General features: G+C 70.6%; 7 protein-coding genes. 1 reads left to right on the top strand and 6 read right to left on the bottom strand.

Translation table 11 applies throughout. The annotated features are described in order from the left end of the window. On the bottom strand, positions 1 to 7,190 hold a 7,190-nt coding region (locus tag CQZ88_RS01395; protein WP_146034234.1), incomplete at its 3' end, for a non-ribosomal peptide synthetase. Between the two features lie 267 nt (positions 7,191 to 7,457). Between CQZ88_RS01395 and CQZ88_RS01390 the strand changes: the two genes are divergently transcribed. Further along, on the top strand, positions 7,458 to 9,239 hold the full coding sequence (locus CQZ88_RS01390) for a DUF4012 domain-containing protein (protein ID WP_102799138.1): 1,782 nt from the start codon (positions 7,458 to 7,460) through the stop codon (positions 9,237 to 9,239). A 15-nt stretch (positions 9,240 to 9,254) separates the two neighbouring features. On the opposite strand, the gene CQZ88_RS01385 is transcribed toward CQZ88_RS01390, so the two are convergent. The 5 genes from CQZ88_RS01385 to gmd all read right to left on the bottom strand — a co-directional run bounded on the left by CQZ88_RS01385 (position 9,255) and on the right by gmd (position 13,868). Continuing rightward, positions 9,255 to 9,512: a hypothetical protein gene (locus tag CQZ88_RS01385; protein ID WP_258008406.1), complete on the bottom strand. Its 258-nt coding sequence runs from the start codon at positions 9,510 to 9,512 to the stop codon at positions 9,255 to 9,257. 319 nt (positions 9,513 to 9,831) lie between these two features. Continuing rightward, complete coding sequence (locus CQZ88_RS01380; RefSeq protein ID WP_081636945.1) at positions 9,832 to 10,254, bottom strand: serine O-acetyltransferase; 423 nt, start codon at positions 10,252 to 10,254, stop codon at positions 9,832 to 9,834. A gap of 244 nt (positions 10,255 to 10,498) precedes the next feature. Next, a complete protein-coding gene (locus CQZ88_RS01375) occupies positions 10,499 to 11,824 on the bottom strand; it encodes a UDP-glucose/GDP-mannose dehydrogenase family protein (RefSeq protein WP_006934341.1) in 1,326 nt (441 codons plus the stop codon). Between the two features lie 47 nt (positions 11,825 to 11,871). Then, complete coding sequence (locus tag CQZ88_RS01370; RefSeq protein WP_044475793.1) at positions 11,872 to 12,840, bottom strand: GDP-L-fucose synthase; 969 nt, start codon at positions 12,838 to 12,840, stop codon at positions 11,872 to 11,874. Further along, positions 12,840 to 13,868, bottom strand: coding sequence for a GDP-mannose 4,6-dehydratase (gene gmd, locus CQZ88_RS01365; protein ID WP_006934343.1), 1,029 nt, complete (start codon positions 13,866 to 13,868; stop codon positions 12,840 to 12,842). Before gmd ends, CQZ88_RS01370 begins: the two co-directional genes overlap by 1 nt. Positions 13,869 to 14,108: the final 240 nt, after the last annotated feature.

Raw genomic sequence — 14,108 nt, 5'->3', positions numbered from 1 at the left:
CGCGACGCGTCGTGCACGAGGGTGCCGGCGTAGCCGTCCGCGGCGGGCGCGAACGCGAACTGCAGATCGAATTTCGGTGCGCCGCGGACGATCTCCTCGGCCTCGACGGTGAGGTCCCCGATCCGGGTGGGGGCGAGGGTGAAGTCCTGCAGGGCGAGCGCGACCTGCGGGGCGCGGCCGGGCAGGCCGGCGAGGATCTGCTCGTAGGGCACCCCGGCGTGGTCGAGGGCGGCGACGTCGAAGTCGCGGACCTGCGCGAGGAGCCCGGCGAACGGCATGTCGGGTTCCACGCGGGCGCGCAGCACGAGGGTCTCGAGGAACGGGCCGACGAGGTCCTCGACCTGCGCCCAGCGGCGGGCGGAGACCACGGCGGCGACGGCGACGTCGTGTCCGGCGCCGACGCGGGCGAGCAGCACCGACAGCGCGGCGTGCAGCACCATGAACTCGGTGGCGCCGTGGGCCCGCGCGAGCTCTGCGATCCCGGCGCGCACGTCGGCGGGCACCTCGAACGCGACGGTCCCGGCCTCCTGCTCCGACGACTCCGTCTCCGAACACCCTGCCTGCGTGGGTAATTCGACCGGATCGAGCCCGTCGAGGGCGCGCCGCCAGTGCGCGGCGTCCGCCTCCGGGATCCCGCGCGCCTGTTCCCACAGGGCGTAGTCGGCGTACTGCAGCGGCAGCGGCTCCCACCGCGGCGCCTGCCCGGCCGCGCGGGCGGCGTAGGCGACGGCGAGGTCGCGCAGCAGCGGCGCGAGCGACGCCCCGTCCGCCGCGGCGTGGTCCACGGTCAGGCGCAGGCGCCGTGGTGTCCTTTCGGTCCCCTCGAGGTCCCAATGGACACCACGGTCCGCCAGGACCTGATGCGGACCCTGCTCGTCGACGACGATGCGGGTGCGCAGGATCTCGTGCCGCGCCACGACGTCGCCGAGCGCGGTCTCGAGGGCGGGCACGTCGAGCGGGCCGGTCAGGCGCACGTCGGCGCGCAGCAGGTAGGCGTCGGGGTCGAGGCGGCTGAGCCCCCACAGGCGACGTTGCGCGCGGCTGAGCGGGATCCGGGCGGGGCGCGGGTGGACGGGCACCGGCCCGGCCTCGACGTCGAGTCCGCCGGCGTCGAGCGCGGCGGCGAGCCCCTCGACGGTGGGGTGCTCGAAGATCAGCCGCAGCGGCACGGCGACGCCGGTCTCCTCGCGCAGCCGGCCGACGAGCACGGTCGCGAGCAGCGAGTTGCCGCCGACGGCGAAGAAGTCGTCGGTCCTGCCGACCGGGGAGTCGAGCAGTTCGCCGTAGACCCGCGCGACGAGCGCCTCGGTCCCGGTGCCGGGCTCGTCGCGCCCGCCGAGGTCGGGGGCGGGCAGCCGCGCGACGTCGAGCTTGCCGTGCGCGGTGCGCGGCACCGCGTCGAGCGGCACGACGGCGACGGGCACGAGGTGGGCGGGCAGGCTCTGCCGCAGCCGCCCGCGCGCGTCCTCGGCGTCGACGCCGGCGGGCACGACGTAGGAGACGAGCGCCCCGTCGCGCACGACGGTCGCGGCCTGCTCGACGCCGGGCACGGTCCGCAGCGCGGCGTCGACCTCGCCCGGTTCGATGCGCACGCCCCGCAGCTTGACCTGATCGTCGCTGCGCCCCACGAACCGCAACGCGACCCCGCCGCCGGTGTGTCCTTTGGGCTGCTCCGGCCGCCCAAAGGGCACACCGCTCCAGCGCACCAGGTCGCCCGTGCGGTACATGCGACCGCCGCCGAACGGGGACGCGACGAAGCGGCTCGCGGTCAGGCTCGGCATTCCGAGGTAGCCGCGGGCCAGGCCCGGCCCGGCGAGGTACAGCTCGCCGACCACGCCGACGGGCACGGGCCGCAGCCGCGGGCCGAGCACGAGCGCGGTGACGCCGTCGAGGCCGGTGCCGATGGTCAGCCGCTCCCCCGGCACGAGCGGCGCGCTGGCGGTGGCGAGCACGGTGGTCTCGGTGGGCCCGTACACGTTGAGCATGGTCCGGCCGGGCGCCCACCGGGCCGCGGTCTCGGCCGGCCACGCCTCGCCGCCGACGGCGAGCACGCGCAGCGCGTCCAGGCCCGCGGGGTCCAGTTGCGCAGGCACGGCCGGGGTCGAGAACCAGTGCGTGATGCGCTCGGCGCGCAGCAGTTCCAGCAGGTCCTCGCCGCCGTACACGTCCGGCGGCGCGACGACGAGGGTGCCGCCGGCCGCGGCGGCCAGGAGGTACTCGAGCACCGACGCGTCGAACGCGGGCGACGCGAAGTGCAGCACCCGCGCCTGCGGGTCGAGGTCCATGCGGCGGCGCAGCGACGCGACGAGCGGCGCGAGCCCCCGGTGGGTGACGACGACCCCCTTCGGCGTGCCGGTCGAGCCGGAGGTGTAGACGAGGTACGCGGCGTGGTCGGGCCGCAGCGGACGCACCCGGTCGGCGTCGGTGATCGGCGCCGACCGCGCGGATCCGGCGGCCGGGTCGACGAGTGCGACGCCGTCGGGCAGCGACGTGCCGGGCCGGGCGACGACGTGCCGCACCCCGGCGTCGGCGAGGATCTGGGCGATCCGCGCCGCGGGCTGCACGGGGTCGACGGGCACGAACGCCGCCCCGGTCAGCGCGACGGCGGCCACCGCACGCACCGAGTCCCCCGACCGGGGCAGCAGGATCGCCACCCGATCCTCCGGACCGAGACCGCGCTCGATCAGGTGCCGCGCCAACGGTGTTGCGGCGGCGATCAACTCGATCGGCGCGCCGCCCGGAGCGCTCACCCGCAGCGGGTGCGCGGCGAGCAGCTCCGGCAACGTCGCGACCGGCCCGGGGTCTGCCAGGACGACCTCGGGGGCGCCGAGCTCGAGATCGCCGACGGGTGCCTGCGGCGCGGCGACGGCCGCGTCGAGCACCGCGTGCAGGCGGGCCACCGCGGCGGCGACCGTCGCGCGCTCGAACAGGGCACCGTCGTAGATCACCCGTCCGCACAGCGAGCCGTCGGGCAGCTCGCGCACCGCGATCTCCACGTCGAACCGGGCGCGGCCGGACGGGATCTCCTCGGCGCGCACGGCCAGGCCGGGCAGCGCGAGGTCGGGCACGGCGACGTTGTCGTAGGCGAGCATCACCTGGAACGGGGCGAACCCGAGTGCATCGACGACGCGGTCGAACGGCACCGTCGCGTGCGCGTAGGCGTCGAGGTCCGCGCGACGGGCGGCGGCGAGCAGCTCGGCGAACGACGCGGCCGAGTCCACGTCGAGCCGCAGCGCGACGGTGCCGACGAACATGCCGACGAGACGCTCGAGGTCGGGGTGCTCGCGGCCGGCCGTGCCGGAGCCGACGGCGACGTCGCGCCCCCCGGTCCACGCCGACAGCCACACGGCGACGGCGGCGTGCACCGCCATGAACGCGGTGGCGTCGTGCGCGGCGGCCAGGCGGCGCAGCGCCTCGAACCGCGCGGCGGGGACGGCGAATTCGAGCGACTCGGCCGGTCCGGGGCGGCCGGGGCGGGGACGGTCGGTGGGCAGGGTCGGCGCCTCGCCCAGCCCGGCGAGCGTGGTGGTCCAGTGCGCGAGTTCGCGGGCGGCGAGGCTGTCCGGGTCGTCCGCGTCGCCGAGCAGGGCGCGGTGCCAGCGGGCGTAGTCGGAGTACCGCAGCGACAACGGTTCCCACCGCGGGCCGTGTCCGGCGGCGCGGGCGGCGTAGGCGGCAGCGAGGTCGAGGGTCAGCGGCACGAACGACGCGCCGTCCATGGCGATGTGGTGGGCGACTACGGCGACCACGTGCCGGTCCGGGCCCACGCGCAGCAGCCGCACCCGCAGCGGGATGCCGGTGGCGAGGTCGAACGGTGCGGCGGCCCACTCGGCGATCAGGGCGTCCACGTCGGCCGGGTCGACGGGTTCGACGTCGAGGGCGGGCAGCACCTCGGCCACGGGCCGGACCCGTTGCCGCGGGCCGGTTTCGGTGTAGACGGTGCGCAGGATCTCGTGCCGGTCGAGGACGTCGCCGACCGCGGCGCGCAGCGCGGCCACGTCGAGGGTGCCGTCGAGGTGCAGCGCGAACGGCAGGTGGTAGGCGGCGGTGTCACCGTGGGCGAGCAGCCACAGCCGTCGCTGGGCGGGGGCGAGCGGCGCGGGCGTGTCGTCGTCCGAGCGGGTGGGCGCGGGCATCGAGGCGGCCGGTCCGGCGTCGACGGCCGCGGCGAGTCCGGCGACGGTGGGATGGTCGAACACGTCACGCAGGTGCACGTCGCGGCCGAGCGCGGCCCCGAGCCGCGCCGCGAGCTGTGCGGCGCCGAGCGAATGCCCGCCGAGGGCGAAAAAGTTCGCGTCCGCCCCCACCCGGTCGACGCCGACGATCTCGCACATCAGCTGCGCGACGAGCGTCTCGGTCGGGCCGGTCGGCGTGCGCGAGCCGGTGGCCGTGTCGACAGCCGGGGTGGGCAGGGCGCGACGGTCGATCTTGCCGCCCGGGGTGAGCGGCAGCGCGTCGAGCACGGTGACCGTCGCGGGCCGCAGGTAGGCGGGCAGGCGCTCGGCGAGGCGGGCGTGCACGTCGTCGGGCTCGACGTCGCCGACGACGTAGGCCGCGAGCGTGTCGCCGCGGACGACGACGGCCGCGCTCGCGACGTCGCCGAGACCCGTGAGCGCCGCCTCGACCTCGCCGGGTTCGATGCGGTAGCCGCGAATCTTCACCTGCCGGTCGGCGCGCCCGACGAACTCCAGGACGTCCCCGCCGCCCGTGCGCGTTTCTGGTAGCTCCGACGACCAGAAACGCGCACGGCTCCAGCGCACCAGGTCTCCTGTGCGGTACACGCGGCCGAACGGCGACGCGACGAACCGGGCCGCGGTCAGCGCCGGGTCGCCGAGGTAACCGCGGGCGACGGCCGGCCCACCCAGGTACAGCTCGCCGACCGCGCCGACGGGCACGGGATGCAGCCGCGCGTCGAGCACGACGGCCGTCACGCCGTGGACGGGTGCGCCGATGGGCACTCCCCCACCCGGCCGCAGCGGCTCGCTGAGCGTGGCGAGGACGGTGGTCTCGGTGGGCCCGTACGCGTTGAGCATCGTGCGCCCGCGCGACCACCGGTCGGCGACGTCGACCGCCAGGGCCTCGCCGCCCGCGTCGAGCATCCGCAGCGCCGGCAGGTCGGCCTCGGGCGTGATGGCCAGGACGGCGGGCGCGGTGATCGCGTGGGTGACGGCCTGTTCGCGCAGCAGCGCGGCCAGGTCCGGTCCGCCGACCACGTCGGGCGGGCAGACCACGAGGGTGGCGCCGGTGTCGAAGGCCAGCAGCAGTTCCTGCAGCGACGCGTCGAAACTCGGGGCGGCCAGGTGCAGCACGCGCGACGCGGCGTCGGCCGGGTACCGCTCCCGCAGCGTCGCGACGAGTCCGGCGAGACCGCGGTGGCCGACGGCGACGGCCTTGGGGGTGCCCGTGGAGCCGGACGTGTGGATCACCCACGCGAGGTGGTCGGGGTGCAGCGGACGCAGCCGTTCGCCCGCGTCGAACGGCGCCGGCGACACCTCGCCGCCCGCCGGATCCACGCGGGTCACGCCGTCGGGCAGGGCGACGTCGTCGCCGCACACCGCGACGGGCACGTCGCGCAGCAGTTCGGCGAGCCGCAGCGCCGGGGCGCCCGGATCGATCGGGGTGTAGGCGGCGCCGGCCTTGGCGACGGCCCACAGCGCCACCACCGCGCCGACCGAGCGCGGCAGCAGCACCGCGACCCGGTCGTCGGGTCCCGCGCCGCACGCAATCAGCCTGCGCGCGAGCGCAGTTGAACGCTCGTCCAGTTCTCGGTAGGTCAGCGCGACGGCGCCGTCGCGCACGGCGACGCGGTCCGAGCCGGCGTGCGCGGTGAGCACGTCGGGCAGCAGGCGTACGTCCTCGATGTGCGGGCCACGCGCGGGGACGAGGCCGGTGAGTTCGCCGGGCGCCGCGAGCGGCAGGTCGCCCACCGCGTGGTCGGCCGACCGCGCAAACGCGCCGAGGAAGTCCAGGAACCGGCGGTGGTGCCGGGTGAGCGTCTCATCGCCGTACAGGCGCGGGTTGGCCTCGAAGTCCACCCGCGTGCTGCGCCCGGCGATCCCGGCGTACACGTTCACCGACAGGTCGTCGACCGGGCCGGTGGAGAGCAGGTTGTACTCGCCGGTGATGTCGCCGTACGCGTACTCCGGGTTGAACATCATCAGGTTCACCACGGGCCCGAACGCGCTGCGGGTCTCCCGGTGATCGCCCACAGCGTGCAGGTCGCGCAGCATGTCCTCGTAGCGGTACCGCTGGTGCCGCAGCGCCCCGGTCAGCTCCACCTGCACGCGCCGCACCAGCTCGGCGACGGTGACGCCGGGTTCCACGCCCACCCGCAGCGGCACGATGTTCGAGATCGAGCCCGCCGAGCGGCGCAGCGGCGCGGTGGTGCGGGCCGAGACCGGCAGGCTCAGCGCGACGTCCGTGGTGCCGGTCATGCGGGCCAGGTAGGCGGCGAAGGCGGCGACGACGATCGGGACGTCGGTGGAGTTGGCGTCGCGGGCCAGCTCGGCGACGGCGTCGGTCACCTCGGCGGTGAGTGCCGCACCGACGTGTCGGCACGGCATCGTGGGGGCGGCGGAGCCGGCGGCGAGCGTGACGGGCGGCGGCAGGTCCACCAGGCGCTGCCTCCAATGCTCGCGGTCAGTGGCCTGCCTGGTGCTGCCGACGTAGGCGAGCTCGTGTTCGGCGATCTGCTCGAGGCTCATCGCCGCGAGCGGCGCCGGCGCCTCCCCGCGCGCCCACGCCGTGTACAGCTCGGCGCTGCGGCCGAGCATCACCATCCCGCCGTGCCCGTCGAGGGCGAGGTGGTGGATGTAGGTGAAGAGGTAGAAGTGCTCGTCGGCGAGCTGGATCAGCGTGGTGGCAATGAGCCGGTCGCGCAGCGGGTCGAGCGGACGGGTGTAGGTCTCGTCCATCCACCGTCGCGCCTCGGCCTCGGGGTCGTCGTCGCCGCGCAGGTCCAGGTAACCGGGGTAGTCGTCGACGTCGGGAATCACCCGTTGCCACGGCTCGCCGTCGACCATCTCGAGGAACAGCGTGCCGGATTCGACCTCGCGGGCGGCCTGGTTGCAGGCCGCGCGGATCAGGTCCGCGTCGAGCGGGCCGTGCAGGTCCAGGTACTGGGCGATGGTGAACGGGACGTCCGGGGTGAGCTGCTGAGCAAACCACAGTCCACGCTGACTCGTGGACATGGCAAAAGACGGCACCGCACCCCCTCGTTTTCCCTCGGGACCGAGGGCGTGCAGTGGGAATCCCTCGGTCGACGACGTTGTGGACGCCTCCCTGCATCCATCACCGTCGAATACATCGACCCTAACGATCCTGAGCGTTACTCACCACTCGAACCGACCATCCGACCGGTTTCTCGGATATGGTCGCCGCGGAGGAATCGAAGGGGGTTTGACCGCGTGAACGATGTTACCGACGAGTCACTTTCGCCGGAACCACGGCGGCGCAAGGTGCGCCGACGCAAGACCGATGAGCAGATCGCCGCCGAGCGTCACAAGCGCCGGACCGTCGCGATCGGTTGCACCGCAGGAGCGGTCGTCGTCGTCGGGATGGGCGCCTGGCTGGCTTACGAAGGGCTGCAGGCCAAGTCGAGCCTCGAGCAGGCCCGGGAGTACGCCACGAGCTCGAAAAACGCCCTGCTGGCCGGTGATACCGAGACGGCCCTCCGCACCGCCGGCGACGCCGACAAGTACGCGAAGCAGGCGCAGGACTCCACCCACTCGCTGCCGTGGAGCATCGCCGCGGCGATCCCCCGGCTCGGCAGCCCGTTCGCCTCGAGCCAGCAGATGAGCGACATTGTGACGGGTCTCACATCCGACGTTCTGGTCCCCGCAGTGGACGCCGGCTCGGCCGTCTCCCCCGATCAGCTGATCCTCGACGGCGCCCGCATCAACCTCGCAGCCCTGCGCGACGCCGCACCGGTCCTCGAGACCACCGCGGCCGCGGCGGCCGAACTCGACGCCCGAGCGCAGGACATCGACGGCACCTACCTGGGCCTGATCGACGACGCGCGCATCCAATTGCAGGACCAGACAGCCGAATTGTCCGGTTTGCTCCACAACACTTCCCTCGCGGCCGAGATCGCGCCGGCCATGCTGGGTGCCGACGGGCCGCGCAGCTACTTCATCGGATTCCAGACCAACGCGGAGGCCCGGGGCACGGGCGGCCTGCTCGGCGGGTTCGGCATCGTCCGCGCGGCCGACGGCGCGGTGCGCGTGGACGACCTGGCGAGCAACAGGGAACTGCGCACGAACTACCAGCCCATCGACTTGGGACCGGACTTCGCCCGCACCTACGGGCACAGCCGGCCGACGGTGGACTTCCGCAACAGCAATGTCAGCTCGCATTTCCCGTATGCGGCGCAGATCTGGCAGTCCCTGTGGCAGCAGGAGTCGGGCGAGCGGGTCGACGGCGCGGTGGCGACCGATCCGGTGGCGCTCAGCTACGTACTCGAGGTGGTCGGCCCGGTCACGATGCCGGACGGCGAGAGGATCACCGCCGACAACGTCGTCGAACTCACCGAATCCACGGCGTACTCGCGGTTCGGCGACAACCAGGCGGCCCGCAAGCAATACCTGGAACGGGTGGCATCGGCGGTCGTCCAGAAGATGACGGGCAGCATCAGCCGCCCCCAGGCCCTGCTGGAAGCCCTCGGCCGCGCGGCGAGCGAAGGGCGGCTCGCCGTATGGAGCGCCAACCCGCACGAGCAGGCGGTTCTTGCGGGAACACCGCTCGGCCACACCGTTCCCGAGGATCCCGCCCCGTACGCGGGCGTCGTCGTCAACAACCTGGGCGGCAACAAGCTGGACTACTACCTGCGACGCGAGATCGAGTACACCGCGGCGTCGTGCGGCGGCGACACCCGGAACTCGACGGTCACGGTGCGGCTGACCAACGAACTGCCTGCCGGTGACTTCACCAACTACGTGGCGGGAATGTTCGACAACCCGGTGGGCGCGCCGTTCGGTGCCAACCTGACCGATCTGTCACTGGTCGCCACGCAGGGTGCGAGGCTCGACAAGGTAACCGTGAACGGCAGCCCGGCTATGAACTTCACCGGCAAAGAACTGGGACATCCCGTCTACAGCGTGCAGCTTCCGGTTCCGCGCGGCGAGACCGCCGAGATCGTCTTCGAGCTGACGGAACCCGTCGTCGAGGGCCAGGCCCGTATCCCGGTGCAACCGCTGGTGGACGAGCCTGAACTCACCATCGACGTGCCGGCCTGCGGCTGAGGCCGACTGGGCGTCCTACAGCCACCGGCCCGGACCACCGCGCCTGTAACGGCGGTAGGACGCCCAGAAGCCCCATGCTGCGATACCGAATCCGACGAAGGACAGAAGGTCGGACTCGGTCAGGCCGTGGCCAGGATTGAACACGTACAGCACCCGGCCCTCGAGGGGACCGCTCAGCGCGAGCCACAGAAACGACGCCACCGCGAGTGCCGTGCTCGACAGGACGTTCGGTCGAGCCAGGCACCATGCGGACGCGGCGAAGAGGGAGCACATGAAGACCAGGGCATGGAAGATTTCCGGACTTACGATTTTCGCCCCTCCCGTCATGTCGAAGGAGGCGCAACTGCGTCCAAAGCGCCGCTTCGACCTGCTTGTCAGCTATTCACGGTTCTCTGGCACATCGCGGTCGTGGCTCGCGCACGGTGATCCACCAGGGAAACAGGTCGAGGCTCACCGCCGCGATTCCAGCGGTGAGGCGGCCAGCGGCCGGGATCGGGGACCAGTCGTGTATCACGCGGGATGCCGTGGACGTATAGAAAGAACGGACCGGGCAGCCCGGGCTGGGTGACTCCGGACGGTCTCTCAACGGTGGTCATTTTCGGTCCGATACCTTCCGCGCTGGTACTCCCGCCCAGACCTCGTTGTCCCCGGTGGAAGTGGTGAGAACGCTATTCGCGGCGACGATTGTTCCATCGCCGACGCGAGTGACTCCGGGTCCTCCCAGGACTTTCGCGCCAGGAAAGAGGATTGCCCCGTCCCCGATTTCAACCCTCTGCATGGCACTCTCCGAGCGAGGTCGATGTCCATCAGCGCGACCTATGGTGACTTGGTGGTAGATCTGCACGTCGTCACCGATGATGGTGTCAGGGTGAATGACTGTGCCAAATCCGCGGTGCACAAGGTGGAAGCGCTTCCCGATGTGCACCCGCGCGGGGATCTCCACGCCATACACCGCGAGCACCTCGCGCGCCCACCTCGACTTTCGCCGGGCGACCAGGATTTCCATCATTCCCATCGGGTCATTCTCTCCTACATCAAACGAGACCGATCCTTGGAGTCTGTATGAATGATCGCCAAGGTTGGTTCCGGGGCGGTCTTGCGGGACTCATGGAGGTGCACTTCTGGTGGGTCAGTCAGCCAGTGGCACCACAGCCACCAATCCGCGCTGTCTCGGTATCGATGGGGAGGTCATATTGGCGGTCGCGTCAATCGACAAGGCGGTGGGGCAGACGCTGCAACCTCGTTTCTGTCCGCGGCGCTTACGGTCTGCCCAACCCTCGGTACGTCCAGCCGGCGTCACGCCAGTGGCTCGGGTCGAGGCAGTTGCGCCCGTCGATCAGCGCCTGCTTGCGAACAACGCCGGCTATGTCAGCGGGTTGCAGCTTCTGGAACTCTGGCCACTCCGTCAGCACCAGGACTACATCGGCACCCTCACACGCGTCGAGCACACTGTCCGCGTATCCCAGTGTAGGAAAAAGAGCCTGGGAATTCGCGTTCGCCTTCGGGTCGTACACGGTGACCGCGGCGCCCTGTAGCTGAATCTGCCCGGCGACATTCAAAGCCGGTGAGTCTCGGACGTCGTCGGAATCAGGCTTGAACGCGGCACCAAGAACCGCGACACGAGCGCCGAGCAAGGACCCGCACGCTTCGCGGGCCAACTCGACCATCCGGGTTCGGCGACGCATGTTGATGTTGTCGACCTCCCGGAGAAACGTCAGTGCCTGGTCGGCGCCGAGTTCGCCAGCGCGGGCCATGAACGCACGGATGTCCTTGGGCAAGCAGCCGCCGCCGAACCCGAGCCCCGCGTTGAGGAACCGCCGGCCGATACGGGCGTCGTGACCGATGGCGTCGGCCAATACGGTGACGTCGGCCCCGGAGGCTTCGCAGACTTCCGATATGGCGTTAATAAACGAAATCTTCGTCGCCAGAAATGCATTCGCTGAGGTCTTGACGAGCTCGGCCGTGGCGAGGTCAGTGACCAAAAAGGGGATGGCTTCATCAATGAGCTGGGCATAGACCTCACGCGCGACGGCCTCGGCTCTGCCGGGGCGGTCTCGGTCGACGCCGAGGACGAGCCGGTCCGGGTGCAGGGTGTCCTGCACCGCGAATCCTTCGCGAAGGAATTCCGGGTTCCATGCGACCTCAAGGTCACCGCCAGCCGGGGAGAGTTCGTGGGCACGTGCGCGCAGGCGCTGGGCCGTGCCCACCGGGACGGTGGACTTGCCAAAGATGACCGCGGGGCCAGTAATCAGGGGCGCAAGGGTGTCGATGACCGCGTCGACATAGGTCAGGTCGGCAGCAAACTCTCCCTTCTTCTGCGGGGTGCCGACGCCGAGAAAGTGCACGTCTGCGAAATCCGCCGCCTCCTGATAGGAGTCGGTGAAGCGCAGGCGACCGGCGGCGATGTTGCGACGCAGCACATCTTCAAGGCCCGGTTCGTAGAACGGGACCTCACCAGCGGTGAGCTTCCCGATCTTCGCCGGGTCAATGTCGACGCCAATCACGTCGTGGCCGAGTTCGGCCATACAGGCCGCGTGTGTGGCACCGAGGTATCCGGTGCCGAAGACGGCGATTCGGGCGGTCACGGCAGTCTCGTCATCATTGAATGTGTCCTATCGGCAAAGATGGGTGATCAGCTACGTAGGGCAGCGACATTGTCGCGATACCACGCGATGGTCGCTGCGATCCCCTCGCGTAGCCCGATCTTCGGTTCCCACCCGGAGGACCGCAGGGTGGAGACGTCAAGGAGTTTGCGGGGGGTGCCGTCCGGTTTGTTGGTGTCCCATTCGATGCGGCCGGTGTAGCCGACCTCGTCGGCGACGATCTGAGCGATCTCCTTGATCGTCAGGTCCTCACCGGTACCGACATTGACCTGGTCGGGGCCGTCGTAATGCTCGAGCAGGTGCAGGCACGCGGACGCCATGTCCTCGACGTGCAGGAACTCGCGGCGCGGTGATCCGGTACCCCAGTTCGTCACCGAGTCGACGCCGTCGCGGCGGGCCTCATCGAAGCGGCGGATCAGCGCCGGAAGGACATGGGAGCCTTGCGGGGAGAAGTTGTCGCCGGGACCGTAGAGGTTGGTCGGCATCGCCGAGATCCATGGGAGCCCGTACTGGCGGCGGACCGCTTGGATCTGCACGATGCCGGCGATCTTGGCGATGGCATAGGCGTCGTTAGTGGGCTCGAGGTGCCCCGTGAGCAGGTACTCCTCCTTGATAGGCTGATCGGCCAACTTCGGGTAGATGCAGGACGAGCCTAGGAAGAGCAGTCGTTCGACGCGATGTTCGAGCGCGGCGTCCAGGACGTTGACCTGAATGCGGAGATTCTCAGAGAGGAAGTCGACGGGGTAGGTGTTGTTGGCGAGGATGCCTCCGACCTTCGCTGCCGCGAGGACCACATTGCGGGGGCGCTGCTCGGCGAAGAACGCAAAGACAGCGCCGCGGTCGCGAAGGTCGAGTTCAGTTGACGCGCGGCCGATCAGGTGCTCGAATCCCTTCGATTCGAGGTGCCTCCAGATGGCAGATCCGACGAGGCCGCGGTGCCCGGCGACGTAGAAGGGTGCGGATCGATCGAGGAGGCGCGGCACGGGGTTGTCGGTCATCACAGAATCGCCCAGTCCGGGTGTGCGGGGGAGTCGATCCAGGGGCGACCTTCGTGCTCCAGGGCCTGGATGTCGGCGTCGACCATGATCCTCGCCAACTCGGGGGAATGTACCCGGGCCTTCCAGCCGAGCTTCTCCTCGGCCTTGCTGGCGTCGCCGATCAGCGCGTCGACCTCGGTCGGGCGCAGATACCGGTCGTCGAAGCGGACATGCTTTTCCCAGTCCAGGCCCGCGTGCTCAAAGGCGACAGTGAGGAAGTCACGCACCGAGTACCGCCCGCCTGTGGCCAGGCAGTAGTCGTCGGGTGCATCAGCCTGCAGCATCCGCCACATGCCTTCGACGTATTCGGGGGCGTAGCCCCAGTCCCGGATGGCGTCGAGGTTGCCCATGTAGAGGTGTTCCTCGACGCCGGCCTTGATCCGTGCCACCGCTCGGGTGATCTTCCGGGTGACGAAGGTCTCGCCGCGCCGGGGGGACTCGTGGTTGAAGAGGATGCCGTTGACGGCGAAGAGACCGTACGCCTCGCGGTAGTTGCGTGTCACCCAGTACGAGTACACCTTCGCGGCGCCATAGGGTGATCGCGGGTAGAAGGGGGTGTCCTCGTTCTGCGGAGGGGGCGTAGCACCGAACATTTCCGAACTCGATGCCTGGTAGAAGCGGCAGTCCAGGCCTGCTAGGCGGACGGCTTCGAGGAGTCGGACCGAGCCGATCCCAGTGGTGTTGCCGGTGTGCTCCGGTTCGTCGAAGCTCACGCGCACGTGCGATTGCGCGGCGAGGTTGTAGACCTCGTCCGGCCGAATCTGGGAGAGCAGGGTGACCAGTCGTGCGCCGTCGCTGAGATCGCCATAGTGCAGGAACAGCTTAGCGTCGGGGTCGTGGGGGTCGACGTAGAGGTGGTCGATCCGGGACGTGTTGAATGTCGACGAACGGCGGATCAGGCCGTGCACTTCGTATCCCTTAGTGAGCAGCAGCTCCGCGAGATACGAACCATCTTGGCCCGTGATGCCGGTGATCAGTGCCCGCTTCAAATCGGCCCCCTAGTCAGTGAATCGCCCGATCGGACCGGCTAAGCATAGCGGTCTGCCCGAATCACTGCTATCGCAGGGACACTCGGACCGGTTCGGGTTCGTGCCGGTCTTGGTGCACCGGCGCCTGATGCCCGCGATCTTCACATTGCGCACCCCGCAAGTGGAGTTATCGCCCCGTGCGCAATAGAATCGGCGAAACTCCGAGGCCTCAGCCACGCGGCGCCCTCGCCCCTTCACCGG

The sequence above is a fragment of the Rhodococcus sp. ENV425 genome, from assembly GCF_002887785.1.
GTDB classification, from domain to species: domain Bacteria; phylum Actinomycetota; class Actinomycetes; order Mycobacteriales; family Mycobacteriaceae; genus Rhodococcus; species Rhodococcus aetherivorans.
This window is presented reverse-complemented; position numbering and strand designations above follow the sequence as displayed.